The organism is Aeromonas sp. sif2433, from assembly GCF_019218705.1.
Classification (GTDB): domain Bacteria; phylum Pseudomonadota; class Gammaproteobacteria; order Enterobacterales; family Aeromonadaceae; genus Aeromonas; species Aeromonas encheleia.
Genome location: NZ_JAHUXD010000002.1, coordinates 247,904 through 264,348, shown reverse-complemented (window position 1 = coordinate 264,348; position 16,445 = coordinate 247,904). Strand labels below are relative to the sequence as shown.

Below are 16,445 nucleotides of genomic sequence, written 5' to 3'. Positions count from 1 at the left end.
TATGAAACGAGTGATGACAAGGATGATGCTGGTCGGCGTGCTGGGGTTGAGCCTGCCGAGCCAGGCCAAGATGGTGACCCTGGCGGATGTGACCCAGGGGGACGCGTCCGCCAGCATCTGGGTCAGCGGCACCGTGGCGAGCCGTCAGCAGGCGGCGCTGAGCGCCGAGGTGAGCGGGCGGGTGGAGTGGATCGCCGAGTTTGGCAGCCGGGTCAAGGCGGGGGATGAACTGCTGCGCCTCGACAGTGCGGCGCTGCGGCTCTCATTGGAGCAATCTCAGGCCGAGCAGGCCAAGTGGGACAGCAATGTGCGCTATGCCCGCGCCGAGTTCCAGCGCCTGGATCGGCTGCGCCAGCAGAACAACGCCTCCCTCAGCCAGCATGACAAGGCGCGCTATGACGTGGAGCAGGCCGAGCTGGCCGAGCGGCTGGCCCGGGTGCAGGTGCGCCAGATCGAGGAGCAGCTGCGCAGGACCCACATCTTCGCGCCGTTCGATGGGGTGGTGAACGATCACTTCATCCAGCCGGGGGAACACGTGGATGCGGGCGAGCGGGCGCTGGAGCTGGTCAACCCGGATCAACCGGACATCCGGCTGCGGGCGCCCATCATCTGGGCCGGGCAGTTGCCAGCCCAGGCCCGGCTGCGGGTCGAGGGCGATCAGCTCAGCAGCCATGCGGTCTACTATCAGCGCGCGGCGAGCGCGGATCCCAAGTCCCGCCTCATCGAGCTGCGCCTCAAGCCCGAGCCGGGTCAGTTCATCATCGGCTCGCCGGTGCGGGTGGCGTTGCCGCTCGGGCAGCAGCAGACCATGTTGCTGCCACGGGATGCGCTGGTGCTCAACACCGAGGGCAGCGTGGTCTATCAGGTGGAGCAGAGCGGTGAGGAGTTGAAGGTGAACCGGGTACCGGTGACTGTGCTGTTTGGCGACAGCCAGCAGGTGGCGGTGAGCGGCGCGCTCAAGCAGGGGGACAGGGTAGTGGTGCGCGGCGCCGGCAGCCTGCAGGACGGCGACAAGGTGGAGCTGTTTCGCGGCTGATCCGGCCATGGCCCCATGAAAAGCGGCTCCCGCGGGAGCCGTTTTTGTTGACGGGCGAGTTACTCGACCATCATCACCTTGCAGGTGTTGGTACTGCCCACGGTTTCCATCTTGTCACCGTGAGTCAGCAGCACCATGTCGCCGCTCTGGACCAAGCCCTTGGCCTTGAGGGCATCCAGCGCCTCGCGGCACACCTCATAGACCGGCTTGCTCTCGTCGCCGTCAAACAGCACGGGCGTGACGCCACGGTAGAGGTTGGTCCAGGCCAGGGTCTTGTTGTGGGGAGACATGGCGAAGATCGGCAGGCCGGAGCTGATGCGGGACATCAGCAGCGGGGTAGTACCGGACTCGGTCAGTGCCACGATCGCCTTGACCCCTTCCAGGTGGTTGGCGGCATACATGGTGGACATGGCCACGGCCTCTTCTACCGAGGTGAAGGTGTAGCTCATGCGGTGGTTGGAGACGTTCAGGCTCGGGTGCTTCTCGGCGCCCACGCAGACGCTGGCCATGGAGGTCACCGTCTCGATGGGGAACTGACCGGCGGCGGTCTCGGCTGAGAGCATGACCGCATCGGTGCCGTCCAGCACGGCGTTGGCCACGTCCATGACCTCGGCACGGGTCGGCAGCGGGGCGTTGATCATGGACTCCATCATCTGGGTCGCGGTGATCACCACCCGGTTCAGGCGACGGGAGTGACGGATCAGCTTCTTCTGCACGCCCACCAGTTCGGGATCACCGATCTCGACGCCCAGATCGCCACGGGCCACCATGACGGCGTCGGAGCCGAGGATGATGTCTTCCATCGCCTCGTCGGTGGCGACGGTTTCGGCACGCTCGACCTTGGCCACTATCTTGGCGTTGGAGCCGGCCTCGCGGGCCAGTTCGCGGGCGTAGCGCAGGTCATCGCCGTTACGGGGGAAGGAGACGGCCAGGTAATCCACGTTCATGCGGGCCGCGGTCTTGATGTCTTCCTTGTCCTTCTCGGTCAGGGCCGGGGCGGAGAGACCACCGCCTTTCTTGTTGATGCCCTTGTTGTTGGAGAGGGGACCGGCCACGGTCACGGCGGTGTGAATGCGGGTGCCTTCGACCTGCTCTACTTTCAGCTGTACCCGGCCGTCATCCAGCAACAGGATATCGCCCGGGACCACGTCGTTTGGCAGGCTCTTGTAGTCGATGCCGACCTGCTCCTGGCAGCCTTCGCCCTTGCCGAGCGCGGCATCGAGCACGAATTTGTCACCGATGGCCAGGTAGATCTTGCCATCCTTGAAGGTAGAGACGCGGATCTTGGGGCCTTGCAGATCGCCCATGATGGCGACGTGGCGGCCGAGCTTGGCGGCGATTTCACGCACCTGGGTGGCGCGCAGGATATGATCTTCAGGAGTGCCGTGAGAGAAATTCATCCGCACCATGTCGGCACCGGCGCGGATGATCCCCTCGAGGATGCCGTCGCGATCGGTCGCCGGACCGAGTGTGGTTACAATCTTTGTACGTCTTGGCATGAAAGACTCCAATGTGAAGTTGATATGACTTGAAATACTGCCCCGTCAAGCACATGGCATGGCGCCCGCTTGCAGGCCATCTGAGTGGCCTTATGTTATTAAATTACAATACTACACCAAGCTGGATGGCATAGACAGCCGGGGGACGGGCCCCCGAACCTTCAGGAATTGTGCGGGGTATCGAAGCGGGATTCGCGCAAACCTTCTTTGACTTTCTTCAGGTTTTCGCGAAATTTCATGCCACGGCGCAGGGTAAAACCGGTCGCCAATACATCTACCAACGCCAGCTGGGCGATGCGGGAGGCCATCGGCATATAGACGTCGGTGTCTTCCGGCACATCCATGGAGAGCACCAGATTGCACTCGCGCGCCAGCGGGGAATCCTTGGCGGTCATGCCGATCACGGTGGCGTCGTTTTCACGGGCCAGGGCCGCGATCTCCACCAGCGCCTTGGTGCGGCCGGTGTGGGAGATCAGCACCACCACATCCCCTTCGCTGCTGTTGATGCAGCTCATGCGCATCATGACGATGTCCTCGAAGCTCACCACTGGGATATTGAAGCGGAAGAACTTGTTCTGGGCATCCCGCGCCACGGCCGAGGAGGCTCCGAGGCCGAAGAAGCTGATCTTCTTGGACTGGGTCAGGATATCGACGCAGCGATTGATGGCGGAGATGTCCAGGCTGTTCTTGGCGGCATCGAGGCAGGCCATGGTGGACTCGAAGATCTTGGCGGTGTAGGTATCGGGACCGTCTTCCGCCTCGACATGGCGATTCACATAAGGCGTGCCGTTGGCCAGGCTCTGGGCCAGGTGCAGTTTGAAATCGGGGAAACCCTTGGTATCGAGGCGACGACAGAAGCGGTTGACGGTCGGCTCACTGACATCAGCCATCTTGGCCAGGGTGGCAATACTGGAGTGGATGGCGGTCTGGGGCGATGCCAGGATCACCTCCGCTACCTTACGCTCTGATTTACTGAAACTTTCTAAGTTGTTAGTGATCTTATCGAGGGTATTCATCATTACCACCAGGCATTTTTGTAATTTAACTTCAGTGTCTATGCACTAAATTCACGGTCAAGCAGCTTTCCTATCGACCCGATGACTATACAAGACAAGCTCTTACCGAAACTAATCTCGGCCCTGTAAAGTATGACTCATGTCTAATTATTTCGTATTTTGGGTTACAAACTTTCATTCAGCCCCTGAAAACGCTTACAAATGTTGCAAAGCAACAACACTGTGAGCGAGTGCACAGATGCATTCATCAAAGGCGCCGCCCGGGGGAGGGCTCGGGTAGAATCGCAGCCAAATAATAATGTCGGGACGGTAAGGGCCGCCCCGAGTCGGTAACGAAGGAGTTTGTTATGCAGCATACCCATGCGCTGGTCGGCGACGTCGGCGGCACCAACGCCCGGCTGGCCCTCTGTGAGCTGGCAACCGGTGTCATTTCCCAGGCAAAGACCTATTCCGGCCTGGCTCATCCCAGCCTGGAGGCCGTGGTGAGCCTCTATCTGACAGAGCATTCCGCCAAGGTTGGCGAGGCCTGTATCGCCATTGCCTGCCCTATCAACGGCGACTGGGTCGCCATGACCAACCACAGCTGGGAGTTCTCCATCAGCGAGATGCAGGCCAATCTGGGCCTGACCCGGCTGCAGGTGATCAACGACTTTACCGCCGTCTCCATGGCGGTGCCCGTGCTGACGGAGGCCGATCGCATCCAGCTGGGTGGGGCGGCACCGGTGGCCGGCAAGCCCATCGCCATCTATGGCGCAGGCACAGGCCTTGGGGTCGCGCACCTGGTACAGGCCGGCGAGCAGTGGCTCAGCCTGCCGGGGGAGGGCGGTCATGTGGATTTCGCCGCCAACAGCGAGGAAGAGGATGCGGTGCTGCAGGTGATGCGCGCGGAGCTCGGCCACGTCTCGGCCGAGCGGCTGCTCTCCGGTCCCGGCCTCGTCAACATCTACCGCGGCCTGGTGAAGTCCGATGGCCGTGAGCCCGAGGCGCTGCTGCCCAAAGACATCACCGAGCGGGCGCTGGCGGGCTCCTGCCTCGACTGTCGCCGCACCCTGAGCCTGTTCTGCGTGCTGATGGGGCGCTTTGCCGGCAATCTGGCGCTCAATCTGGGCACCTTCGGCGGCGTCTATATCGCCGGTGGCATAGTGCCCCGCTTCCAGGAGTTCTTCCTCGGCTCCGGTTTCAGAGTGTCATTCGAAGATAAAGGACGCTTCAAACCCTATCTGAAAGATATCCCTGTTTTCCTCATCACCCACGAGGGGCCGGGTCTGCTCGGCGCCGGCGCCTATCTGCGTCAGTCCCTCGGAATCCGGCTCTGAAACAGGCCAAGAAAACGATTTCACCATGGTTCAGCCTTGATTCAGTGACCCTGGTGTAGAGTGATCCCACGTACTCAAGAGGGCGGGTCTTCATAAGGAATTGAAACCAGCTCTCACCCGCTGGGTGCGTTTGTCACCTGACAAGCCTGAACTGTTTCACCGGCCCTCGCGGCCGGTTTTTTTATGCCTGTTCGCCTTGTATCCCCTTGCCTGACAGCCACTCTCCCGCCATCACAGGGCGAGCGACTCAGTGGTCACTCCGCCCTGCAAGCCGTGCCAGTTCGGCCATGGTACGGCTGGCTATCGGTTGGCTAGGGCGGCTTTGCCCGTCTTGTATTGCTGGAGAGGTTGCTGGCCAGAAGGCGGGTCTGCTCGATACGGGAATCGATGGTCTGAGAGTTATGGGGCGGTGCGGCTGGTGCTGGCCCTTGTGAGCAGAAGCAGCAGTTGTTGAGGCTGGCAGAGGGGGAGGACGGCAGTCGACCTTGGCTATTGCATCCGTGCGAGCGTCACTGGTATCGAGTCATGTCACAGCGCCGATGAGCTTTCTGATGCAGCTCGATGAGAGGTACGCTTTCGCGCTTAGACGGGCCGGCATGGGCCATGAACTGATCCATACCCCATGCCTTGGGCCCCTGCGGTATCAGGGGAGTGTCATGTGGAATCTGGCGCCGCCGAGCGGTGACTCGTCCACCCGGATTTTGCCGCCGTAGCTGTGCACTATCTCGGTCACCACCGCGAGGCCTATGCCCTGGCCACAGGAGCTGTCGGCCCGCACCCCGCGCTGGAAGATCTGCTGTGATTTGCCGGGATCGATGCCGGGGCCATCGTCTTCCACCACGATGAGCAGGCAGTTCTCCTGGCGACGCACCTGCACCCGGATCTCGCTGATGGCGAACTTGCAGGCGTTGTCGAGCAGGTTGCCCATCAGCTCCATCAGATCGCCCTGCTCGCCGCTGAAGAAGACATCGTCATCGAACTGGAAGCTGGTCTGCAGCTTCTTGTGGCGATAGACCTTGGAGAGGCTGGCCAGCAGCTTCTCGATGAGCGGTACCGGCTCGGTGCCCTTGCTGGCAAGGCGCTTGCGGCCGGTGACGGCGCGGCGCAGCTGGTACTGGATGATCTGATCCATGGTGGTGATCTGTTCGTTGATGTTGTCATGGATGTCGTGGCCGAGCTTGAGCTCCTGCGCCGTGATCTGGATGAGTGCCAGCCGTGTCTTCAGGCTGTGAGCCAGATCGTTCAGGGCATGCTGGTAGCGCTGGGTCTGCTGGCGTTCGTTTTCCAGCAGCTGGTTGACCGATTCGGTCAGCGGTTGCAGCTCCCGCTCGTAGTCGCTGGAGAGTGCCTCCCGCTTGCCGGCCCGGATCTCGTCTATCTGCCGCGCCATGGTGCGCAGGGAGGATAGGCTCCAGAAGCTGGTGAGCAGCAGCAAGGCACCGAGCAGGCAGTAGGAGAGCAGCGCCTGGCGGATGCATTGGTAGAGATAGGCCTGAGTCTGGGCCAGATAGCGTTTGGCGGAATCGACCATTACCACGTAGTAGGTGGTGGGTCCCTTACCATGATTGCGCAGGAAGCGCAGACTGTAGATGAAGTAGCTCTCGCCATTCTTGATGGTGTGAAGCTTGAAGAAGTAGTCCTGATCCAGCCCACCCAGGTGTTTCATCAGATCCTGACAGATGGTCTTCTTGACCGAGATCACCTCAGGTATATGCAGGCTGGACCAGCTCAGTTCCCCATCAGCCCGGCAGATGAGGGTGTCGAGGTTGGGGTCGATGGCATCCGGGGTGATGTTGCCGAGATCCGTGATGGCACGGGGATCCGGTTGCTTGGAGGAGAACAGCTTGGAGAGGTTCTCCTGCATGCGGGTGCTGGCCTTCTGGGCCTGCTCCTCGGTGTGGCCGAGGTAGAGGATATAGACCGAGAAGGACATGATGATAGCGATGACCAGCATGGCACTCATCATCAGCTTGATATGGAGAGATCGGCTGATCAGATACATAGGGCGCTCATTGGCGGAGAGGGCGGCAAGATGCGGCGCTCAACTGCATGAAAGGTTAAAGATATAGCCTTGACGCCGGATGGTTGAGATGGGGGAGACCGTTCCTTCCGGATCCAGTTTCTTGCGCAGCCGGCTCACCATGACCTCTATGGTATTCGGATCCCCTTCACCATCACCGTAGAGCTGATCCAGCAACTGCTGCTTGGAAACCACCTGGCGGGCATTGCGCATCAGGTACTCCAGGATCAGATACTCGAAGCTGGTCAGCACAGTGACTTCCCCAGCGATGCTCAGCTCCTTGCGAGACAGATCAAGCTCGTATTCACCCGCCTTCACCCTGGGGGAAATGAAGCCGGCGCTGCGGCGCACCAGGGCGTTGAGACGGGCCAGCAGCTCGTCTTTCTGGAACGGCTTGACCAGATAATCGTCGGCACCAGCCTCCAGCCCCTCTACCTTGTCCTGCCAGTTGCCACGGGCAGTCAAGACGATGATGGGGAAGGGGATCTGTTGCTCCCTCAACTGGCTGATGAGTTGCAGACCGTCCATGTCCGGCAGGCCGAGATCGATGATGGCCACATCAATGGGATAGTCGCGGGCATAGTGCAGCGCAATCTGGGCGCTGTCGGTGCTGTGGACCTGATTCTGGGCCTCGGTCAACAGCGTAGTAAGATGGTGATTGAGCAGCTTGTCGTCTTCGACCAATAGAATTTTCATAAGATGCATGATTATGAGGGTCCAGGCTGTCAATTAGAGGGTGTATAGGGAGGAGAGTCAATGCGGATCCTAACCAGTCACCCCTGTATCAGGACTGAATCACATAACCCTTTAGAGGATGCGTCATTCTCTGACGATGAAAGCGATGGTCAATGCTGGCAGATAGGTAGTTGATGGATGGTGAGGTGGGGTAACCAAGTGAGTAAAATGAAGCCTCCAAACAGATACAACTACAACATTTGCAAGATTGTAAGATATTGAAAAATTGTCGTTTTTTATTATTGCAACTAACATATAGTGTGTGGCTTTTAGTGAAGGGACAAGTTCAAATAGGCTTGATGTTACACCGCCAGGAATCCAAATGAGGCTTATTATTGGTGCGGCAGTCTCTTATGTTTTGACTGTTCATCCTTGGGGAAAACGAGATAGAATCCGAGGTTAAATCGGGTTGATGGCTCTAACTGCCAAGATGTGAGTAATGCACGCATCCTGCGTTTTTGGATGTGTAACGTGATTTGGGATCATTGTTAAGCATCGATCCAAGACAAGAAGCTGGAGGATATGATGACCAACAGCGCGCACAATCAGGTTAAAGGTAGCATGCTGGGAGCTGTAACTCAGGGGCGGTAGCCAGCTTTGGGGTTTATAATCGGTGAGTTATCGAGCTTTTTGATGTTGATGTGCTAAGCCATTCCAACTTAGAGCTATCAGTTTCTCACCCGGCCTTTTTGTTTCCCTATTTCCTATGCCATTCACTTTTCTTGCAAGAACCTCTGTCCATATGAAAATTCTTGTTACTGGAGGCGCTGGCTTCATAGGCTCTGCCGTGGTGCGTCATATCATTGGTAATACTCCAAATTCCGTCGTCAACCTAGATAAACTCACCTATGCGGGCAATCTGGAGTCTCTGGCAGAGGTATCTACTAGTGAGCGTTATGCCTTCGAGCAGGTGGATATCTGCAATCGTAGCGAACTGGATCGGGTGTTTGCAGCATATCAACCTGATGCCGTGATGCACCTGGCGGCCGAGAGCCACGTCGATCGTTCTATCACTGGCCCTGCCGATTTTATCGAGACCAATATCGTCGGCACCTATGTGTTACTGGAAGCGGCCCGTGCTTACTGGAATGGACTTCCTGATCTGCGCAAAGAGGCGTTTCGTTTCCACCATGTCTCTACCGACGAGGTGTACGGCGATCTGCCTCATCCGGATGATGTGAGCAAAGGTGAGGCTCTGCCGCTCTTTAGCGAGATGACGCCTTACGCCCCCAGCAGTCCGTATTCAGCCGCCAAGGCATCGAGCGACCATCTGGTGCGCGCCTGGCACCGAACCTATGGGCTGCCAGTTCTGGTGACCAACTGCTCCAACAATTACGGACCTTGGCAACATGCGGAGAAGCTGATCCCGCAGACAATCAGCAATGCCTTAGTCGGCAAGTCGATCCCCCTCTATGGCAAGGGCGATCAGATCCGTGACTGGCTCTACGTCGAGGATCATGCCTGCGCCCTCTGTCTGGTACTGACAGAAGGGAAGGTCGGGGAGACCTACAATATCGGCGGTCACAACGAGAAACGAAATCTGGAGGTGGTGCAGACCATCTGCGATCTCCTCGACGAACTGGTGCCCAAGGCCAGCTCCTACCACGATCAAATCACTTATGTGGCGGATCGTCCCGGTCATGATCGCCGCTATGCCATCGATGCCAACAAGATAGCCTCGGAGCTGAAATGGCTGCCGCAGCAAAGTTTTGAATCCGGAATATACAAGACGATAACCTGGTGTCTGACCAAAAATAACATAATTGATAGACTTCATTGCTGACATATTCGCATGTCCTGTACGGACTGAATTTAAGATTGGTATTCTCATATGAAAAATAATATTTTGAGTCTCATTGGTCGGAATAAAGACCTATTTGTTGATGACATCGGTAAAAATGAGCGGGGATTGTCTGATATCGTCAACCAATCCCGATTTCTTGTGCTTGGTGGTGCCGGCTCCATTGGTCAGGCTGTGACCAAGGAAATTTTCAAGAGAAACCCACGTAAACTACATGTAGTGGATATCAGCGAGAACAATATGGTCGAACTGGTGCGAGATATTCGCAGCTCGTTCGGGTATATCGATGGCGATTTCCAGACCTTTGCGCTGGATATTGGCTCCATTGAATATGATGCCTTTATCAAAGCCGATGGCGCTTACGACTATGTACTTAATCTCTCCGCATTGAAGCACGTGCGCAGTGAAAAAGACCCTTTCACTCTGATGCGCATGATCGACGTCAACGTGTTCAACACGGACAAGACCATCCAGCAGTCCATCGACATGGGGGTGAAGAAGTACTTCTGTGTCTCGACGGACAAGGCGGCCAACCCGGTCAACATGATGGGCGCGTCCAAGCGCATCATGGAGATGTTCCTGATGCGTCGCAGCGAGCAGATAGCCATTTCCACCGCGCGCTTCGCCAACGTTGCGTTCTCGGATGGTTCTCTTCTGCACGGCTTCAATCAACGGCTGCAAAAGCATCAGCCCATTGTCGCCCCCTGCGACATCAAGCGTTATTTTGTGACGCCGCAAGAGTCCGGGGAGCTGTGCCTGATGTCCTGCATTTTTGGTGAAAATCGGGATATCTTCTTCCCCAAACTCAGCGAAGCCTTGCACCTTATTACCTTCGCCGAGATCGCGGTGAAATATCTGGAGCAGCATGGTTACAAGCCTTATCTATGCAAGGACGAGGATGAGGCTCGGACCATGATGGCGAGCCTGCCGGAGCAAGGCATGTGGCCTTGCCTCTTTACCGAGAGCGACACCACGGGTGAGAAAGACTTCGAAGAGTTCTTCACCGATAAAGAAATGCTGGATATGGATAGGTTCGAAAACCTGGGCATCATCAAGAATGAACCCGCCTACCAGAATGACTTGCTCAATCATTTTGAGCAGACCATTGCTGCCATGAAAAATAAACGTGCCTGGAACAAGAAAGAGATAGTGGAGTTGTTTTTTGCCATGCTCCCTGACTTTGGTCATAAAGAAACGGGCAAATATCTCGACGGCAAGATGTAAGGAGTCGGTGTGCATACTCAATTGATTCGTTTTATTCGTGATACCTACAAGACCGATGACTTCATCCCTCTCCATGCACCGACCTTTGCCGGCAATGAACGGCAATATGTTCTCGACACCTTGGAAAGCACCTTTGTCTCCAGTGTTGGAGCCTATGTCGAGCAGTTTGAGCAACAGATAGCTGCTTTTACCGGCTCAGCCCGGGCGGTTGCCACCATGAATGGGACGGCGGCTCTGCACATCGCCCTGTACATGGCTGGTGTGCAGGCTGGCGATCTGGTGATCACCCAGCCTCTGACCTTCGTGGCCACCTGTAATGCCTTGCACCACATGGGGGCCGAACCCGTGTTCGTAGATGTCTCCCGTCAGAGTCTGGGATTGTGTCCCATAGCCTTGGCGAGCTGGCTGGAAGAGCATGCCCAGCGCACCGAGACCGGGTGTATCCACAAGGTGAGTGGTCGAACCCTGAGAGCCGTCGTCCCCATGCATACCTTCGGTCATCCGGTGGAGCTTGATGAGCTGCAAGTAGTCTGTCATGCATGGGGTATTGCGCTGGTAGAAGATGCCGCCGAGAGCCTGGGCTCCTATTACAAGGGGCGGCATACCGGGACTCTGAGCTTATTCTCGGCCCTGAGCTTCAACGGCAACAAAATCATCACCACTGGTGGCGGCGGCATGGTGTTGTGCCAGGATGCAGAGCAGGGTGCTCGCACCAAGCACATCACCACCACGGCCAAGGTGCCTCACCCATTCGAGTTCTATCACGATGAGCCCGGCTTTAACTACCGCATGCCCAACCTGAATGCGGCTCTGGGGTGTGCCCAGATGGAAGCCTTGCCTCAGTTCTTGGCACAGAAGCGGGCGCTTGCCATGCACTATGCCGAATTTTTCAAGGATCAGGCGTGCCAGTTCGTTACCGAGCCCTCATATGGGCGTTCCAACTACTGGCTCAATGCCATCATCTGCGCGGATCCGGTGCAGCGTGACAGCCTGTTGACGGAGATGAACAAGGCTGGCGTCATGACTCGCCCTGTCTGGCAGCTGATGCATCGGTTGCCCATGTTTGCACATGCCCTGCGCGGGGACTTGTCCAATGCGCAATGGCTGGAAGCGCATCTGATCAACCTACCCAGTTCGCCCGTCGAGGTCTGAACATGGCCAACACCATTGCCGTATTCACCGGCACTCGCGCCGAATATGGCCTGCTCTACTGGTTGATGAAAGACATTGCTGCCGATCCCGAACTGGATCTCAGGCTCATTGTTTCGGGGACACACCTCTCCCCCGAGTTCGGTCTGACCTACCAGCAGATCGAGCAGGATGGCTTCAAGATTGATGAGCGTATCGAGATGCTGCTCTCCTCTGATACATCTGTCGGCGTGGTCAAGAGTATGGGGGTGGCGCTGCTGGGACTGGCCGATGCGCTGGCACGTCAGCAACCCGATGTGCTGGTGATCCTGGGAGATCGCTTCGAAGCCCTGGCTGCCGCCCAGGCGGCCATGTTGCAACGTATTCCGGTTGCCCACCTCCATGGGGGGGAGATCACCGAAGGGGCCTATGACGATGCCATCCGTCATGCCATCACCAAGCTGAGCTATCTGCACTTCACCGCCGCCGAGCCTTATCGGCAGCGGGTCATTCAGCTGGGAGAAGCGCCGGATCGGGTGTTCAACGTGGGGGCAGTCGGTCTGGATCACATCGCCAAGACCCCTCTGCTTTCCATGGACGAGCTGCAAACATCCCTTGGTTTTGTGCTGAACTCATCGTTTTTCGTGGTGACCTACCATCCGGTCACCCTGGCCGATGAGCCTGCGGAAGAGAGCTTCAGGGCATTGCTGGCGGCGCTGGATCAATTCCCTGACCATCAGGTGATCCTGACCTATCCGAACGCGGATGATGGTGGTCGCACCATCATCCCCTTGCTCGAGCAGTATGCCACCGCCAACCCGACACGGGTGCTGGCCATTCCTTCCCTGGGATACCGGCGCTATCTGAGTGCGGTGAAACACAGTGCTGCCGTGATAGGCAACTCGTCGAGTGGCATCATAGAGGTACCTTCCTTGGGGGTGCCGACCATCAATATCGGTCAGCGTCAGCAAGGGCGATTAGCGGCGCAGAGCGTGCTTCATTGTGAGGCCAACGGTGTTGCAATTGCTCAATGCATCGCGCAAGCCTTGCAACCCATGGTGCCGAGTGCCTTCATCAATCCCTATGGTGCGGGGGATGCTAGCAGCCAGATTGTGGCTTGTCTGAAGCGCCTGACCACCCCGACCATCAAACAATTCCATGATCTCGACAGGAGTCCGTCGCCATGATCCGCATCATCGCCGAAGCCGGCGTCAACCATAATGGCGACGAGTCGCTCGCCCTGGAGCTGATCGATGCCGCCCACCAGGCCGGTGTCGATGTCGTCAAGTTTCAGACTTTCAAGGCGGCCAATCTGGTGACGCGCCAAGCCAAGCAGGCTGCCTATCAGACCGCTAATACCGGCAAGGAAGAGAGCCAGTTTGCCATGCTCTCTCGTCTCGAGCTCTCGTTTGATGCTCACCTGCGTCTGATAGCCCATTGCGAGTCCCTCGGTATCGAGTTTCTCTCTACCGCCTTCGATACCGAGAGCCTCGATTTCCTGGTGAATCAACTACAGTTGCAGACCCTGAAGATCCCTTCAGGGGAGCTGACTAATGCCCCCTTCGTACTGGCCCATGCTCGTACCGGTTGCGAGTTGATCGTCTCCACCGGCATGGCCACTCTGGCCGAAGTGGAAGCGGCCCTCGGGGTGATCGCCTTTGGCCTGACCGCGCCTCATGATGCGCAGCCGGGTGAGGCCGCCTTCATGGCCGCCTATGCCAGCGAGGCCGGTCAGGTGGCGCTGGCCAAGAAGGTCACCCTGCTCCATTGCACCACCGAATATCCGGCACCCATGGTGGATATCAACCTCAAGGCCATGGACACCCTATCTCATGCGTTCCGGCTGCCGGTTGGCTATTCGGATCACAGCCAAGGTATCACCATTCCCGTTGCCGCGGTTGCCCGGGGCGCCTGTCTCATCGAGAAGCACTTCACGCTGGATCGAAACATGGAGGGGCCGGATCACAAGGCATCCCTCGAGCCCGATGAGCTGGCGGCCATGGTGCGGGGGATCCGCGATGTGGAGCTGGCTCTCGGCGATGGCATCAAGGGGCCACGTCCGAGCGAAATCAAAAACAAAGAGATCGCCCGCAAGAGCCTGGTGGCTGCCTGCGATATCGAGCAGGGCACTCCCCTGAGTGCAGAAAACCTCGCCATCAAACGCCCTGGTGATGGAATGAGTCCCTATGCCTACTGGCAACTCCTCGGGCAGCCGACCAGACGCGCCTATCAGGCGGGTGAGCCTATCCGTGAATAAGCCGCTCATCGTACTGGGGGCTGGAGGGCACGCCTCCGTGCTGGTCGATATCCTGCGCAGTCAGGGTCGGTCTCCCATGGCACTGGTGGCTCCGGCCGCGGGTGTTGCACGGGCGGCCCTGACCGATATCCCCCTCTGGCACGATGAAGAGCGGATCTTGACTCACACCCCGGATGAGGTGGAGCTGGTCAACGGTATCGGCTCTTTGCCTGGCAGTTCACTGAGATCCGACCTGTTCGCCCGTTATCGAGCTCTGGGTTATCGCTTTGCTCAAGTAGTCAGCGGGCGGGCCATCGTTTCCGACCATGCGGTGTTGGCAGAGGGCGCTCAGATCATGGCGGGTGCCATCCTTCAGGCCGGTACCCGGATTGGGCCAAACAGCATCATCAATACCGGCGCCATAGTGGACCATGACTGCCAAATTGGCGGCGACAACCATATCGCCCCAGGCGCGGTGCTATCCGGTGGTGTGGTGACGGGGGAGGGGGTCCATATCGGCACGGGCGCTGCCGTGATCCAGGGAATATCGATTGGTGCCCATGCCGTGGTCGGCGCCGGTGCTACGCTGACGCGGCCGCTGGGAGCAAAGCAGATTGCATACGTTGCCCGGGGCAGCGTGATGCCTATCAAGCAGTAAAGGATGGATTGGATGAGCAAGAATTGGGAAAAAGTGGTGCTGTCGCCCGAACATTCGGTGCGCGATGCCTTGGCAGTGATCAATGAAGAGGCGCTGCGGGTCTGTCTGGTCGTGGATCAGGAGCAGCATTTGCTGGGCGTCGTGACAGATGGGGACGTTCGTCGCGCCATCTTGAACAACGTGGCCCTGACGCACAGCGTCACGGCCGTGATGAATCGGACCCCCATTACAGTCTCGGCCAAACTGTCCCGTGCACAGTTGCTGGAGACCATGCGTGAGCGCAGCATTCTTTCCCTGCCGGTGGTCAATGAAGCCGGCAAGTTGATCGGGCTGGAAACCTGGGAGCAGGCGGCGCAGGTCCCGGCTTATGACAACCCCGTCTTTATCATGGCTGGCGGCTTTGGTACCCGGCTGCGCCCGCTCACCGACAGCTGCCCCAAGCCAATGCTGAAGGTGGGCGACAAGCCCATCCTGGAAACCCTGCTCAACCAGTTCCTCAAGGCGGGGTTCAAGAATATCTATATTTCTACCCATTATATGCCTGAGCAGATCACCGGTTATTTTGGTGACGGTTCTGCCTGGGGTGCCAATATCCGTTACGTACATGAAGAGACGCCGCTAGGTACAGGCGGCGCGCTGGGTCTACTGCCTGCCGACATACCTGCCCTACCACTCATCATGATCAATGGTGACGTACTGACCACGGTGGACTTCAATCGCCTACTCGATTTTCACAACAAGTATCAACCTGTGGCCACCATGTGTGTTCGTGAATATGATTATCAGATCCCCTATGGTGTGATCAGCGGTGATGGCCATCGCATTCTAGAGATGCAGGAAAAACCCATCCAGCGCTATTTTGTCAATGCAGGCATTTATGTGGTCAGCCCCGAATTGTTCATGAATGTACCAAGACAAGAGCGGATCGATATGCCGACTCTGCTGGAGCAGCAAATCGCCCGGCAGGAAGAGGTGTTGATGTTCCCAATACACGAGTACTGGCTCGATATTGGCCGTATGGATGATTTCCACAAGGCGCAGCTTGATATCAAGGGGTTGGTGTAATGTCCCTCAAGATTGCTATTATTCCGGCACGTGGGGGCAGCAAACGTCTTCCAAATAAAAATGTTTTGCCCTTGGCTGGCAAGCCTCTGATCGTTTGGACGATAGAGGCTGCTCTTGATAGTCAGTTATTCGACATGGTACTGGTGAGTACCGACTCTCAGGCCATTGCAGATGTGTCAATGAGTGCTGGTGCGACTGTGCCATTTCTACGGCCTGCCGAGTTAGCCAGTGATACGGCAACAACCAATGATGTTATCAGTCATATGGTTGAATGGGTTGAGGTGCAGCATGGTCTAGTGGATAACGTTGCCCTTTTGCAACCCACTTCACCGCTGCGTGATGCTGACAACCTCAAAGAGGCTATGGCGTTGTATGATGAGAAAGAGGCATCTGCAGTTATTTCTGTGTGCGAGCTGGACCATCCTATCCAATATTGCAACCGTCTTCCTAGCGATCTTAGCATGAAAGGCTTTATTCCAGTCACCGAAAATAAACGGAGTCAGGATCTAGAGCCTTATTACCGTTTAAATGGGGCCATTTATATTTTTGAGCGAAGTTTTGTCGGTGCCCTGTCAGATATATATTCAGACGGGGCATTTGCCTATGTGATGGATAAAAATAGTTCTGTTGATATTGATGATGAGTTCGACTTCAAGATGGCTGAGTTTATTAAGTCTCACTTTAGATAAGTAAACCATATCTCTTATGCCT

The 16,445-nt window shown here is 57.2% G+C and carries 15 protein-coding genes; 10 read left to right on the top strand and 5 right to left on the bottom strand.

Translation table 11 applies throughout. The annotated features are described in order from the left end of the window. Window position 1 precedes the first annotated feature (1 nt). Window positions 2–1,036: an efflux RND transporter periplasmic adaptor subunit gene (locus KW825_RS04210; RefSeq protein WP_218328339.1), complete on the top strand. Its 1,035-nt coding sequence runs from the start codon at window positions 2–4 to the stop codon at window positions 1,034–1,036. A 59-nt stretch (window positions 1,037–1,095) separates the two neighbouring features. Here the strand turns inward: KW825_RS04210 and pyk are convergent, their stop codons facing one another. Next, a complete protein-coding gene (pyk, locus tag KW825_RS04205) occupies window positions 1,096–2,535 on the bottom strand; it encodes a pyruvate kinase (protein WP_218328338.1) in 1,440 nt (479 codons plus the stop codon). Between the two features lie 161 nt (window positions 2,536–2,696). Then, window positions 2,697–3,554 (bottom strand): MurR/RpiR family transcriptional regulator, encoded by an 858-nt coding sequence (locus KW825_RS04200; RefSeq protein WP_042654936.1) that lies wholly within the window; start codon window positions 3,552–3,554, stop codon window positions 2,697–2,699. A 344-nt stretch (window positions 3,555–3,898) separates the two neighbouring features. On the opposite strand from KW825_RS04200, the gene glk reads away from it, so the two are divergent. After that, the gene (glk, locus tag KW825_RS04195; protein WP_218328337.1) at window positions 3,899–4,867 is read left to right on the top strand and encodes a glucokinase; all 969 of its coding nucleotides are present in this window, start codon (window positions 3,899–3,901) and stop codon (window positions 4,865–4,867) included. Between the two features lie 247 nt (window positions 4,868–5,114). Here glk and KW825_RS20730 read toward each other — a convergent pair whose 3' ends face one another. The 3 genes from KW825_RS20730 to KW825_RS04180 all read right to left on the bottom strand — a co-directional run bounded on the left by KW825_RS20730 (window position 5,115) and on the right by KW825_RS04180 (window position 7,583). Beyond that, the gene (locus KW825_RS20730; protein ID WP_371315778.1) at window positions 5,115–5,252 is read right to left on the bottom strand and encodes an EspF repeat-containing protein; all 138 of its coding nucleotides are present in this window, start codon (window positions 5,250–5,252) and stop codon (window positions 5,115–5,117) included. Window positions 5,253–5,510: 258 nt separating this feature from the next. Then, complete coding sequence (locus KW825_RS04185; protein WP_218328336.1) at window positions 5,511–6,869, bottom strand: ATP-binding protein; 1,359 nt, start codon at window positions 6,867–6,869, stop codon at window positions 5,511–5,513. Between the two features lie 39 nt (window positions 6,870–6,908). Continuing rightward, complete coding sequence (locus KW825_RS04180; protein ID WP_042654933.1) at window positions 6,909–7,583, bottom strand: response regulator transcription factor; 675 nt, start codon at window positions 7,581–7,583, stop codon at window positions 6,909–6,911. 781 nt (window positions 7,584–8,364) lie between these two features. Between KW825_RS04180 and rfbB the strand changes: the two genes are divergently transcribed. The 8 genes from rfbB to KW825_RS04140 are packed head-to-tail and all read left to right on the top strand — an operon-like array spanning window position 8,365 to window position 16,423. Further along, window positions 8,365–9,405: a dTDP-glucose 4,6-dehydratase gene (gene rfbB / locus KW825_RS04175; RefSeq protein WP_218328335.1), complete on the top strand. Its 1,041-nt coding sequence runs from the start codon at window positions 8,365–8,367 to the stop codon at window positions 9,403–9,405. Between the two features lie 48 nt (window positions 9,406–9,453). Continuing rightward, window positions 9,454–10,647, top strand: a complete 1,194-nt coding sequence (locus KW825_RS04170; protein ID WP_218328334.1) for a UDP-N-acetylglucosamine 4,6-dehydratase — start codon at window positions 9,454–9,456, stop codon at window positions 10,645–10,647. Window positions 10,648–10,656: 9 nt separating this feature from the next. Further along, complete coding sequence (locus tag KW825_RS04165) at window positions 10,657–11,799, top strand: LegC family aminotransferase (protein WP_218328333.1); 1,143 nt, start codon at window positions 10,657–10,659, stop codon at window positions 11,797–11,799. Window positions 11,800–11,801: 2 nt separating this feature from the next. Beyond that, a complete protein-coding gene (gene neuC, locus KW825_RS04160) occupies window positions 11,802–12,962 on the top strand; it encodes a UDP-N-acetylglucosamine 2-epimerase (RefSeq protein ID WP_218328332.1) in 1,161 nt (386 codons plus the stop codon). After that, on the top strand, window positions 12,959–14,032 hold the full coding sequence (neuB, locus tag KW825_RS04155) for an N-acetylneuraminate synthase (RefSeq protein WP_218328331.1): 1,074 nt from the start codon (window positions 12,959–12,961) through the stop codon (window positions 14,030–14,032). Before neuC ends, neuB begins: the two co-directional genes overlap by 4 nt. Then, window positions 14,013–14,669 carry an acetyltransferase gene (locus tag KW825_RS04150; protein ID WP_371315774.1) on the top strand — a complete coding sequence of 219 codons (657 nt, stop codon included), beginning with the start codon at window positions 14,013–14,015 and terminating at the stop codon, window positions 14,667–14,669. Before neuB ends, KW825_RS04150 begins: the two co-directional genes overlap by 20 nt. A gap of 12 nt (window positions 14,670–14,681) precedes the next feature. Next, window positions 14,682–15,734 carry a nucleotidyltransferase family protein gene (locus KW825_RS04145; protein ID WP_218328329.1) on the top strand — a complete coding sequence of 351 codons (1,053 nt, stop codon included), beginning with the start codon at window positions 14,682–14,684 and terminating at the stop codon, window positions 15,732–15,734. Continuing rightward, window positions 15,734–16,423, top strand: coding sequence for a cytidylyltransferase domain-containing protein (locus KW825_RS04140; RefSeq protein WP_218328328.1), 690 nt, complete (start codon window positions 15,734–15,736; stop codon window positions 16,421–16,423). Before KW825_RS04145 ends, KW825_RS04140 begins: the two co-directional genes overlap by 1 nt. The last annotated feature ends 22 nt before the right edge of the window (window positions 16,424–16,445 follow it).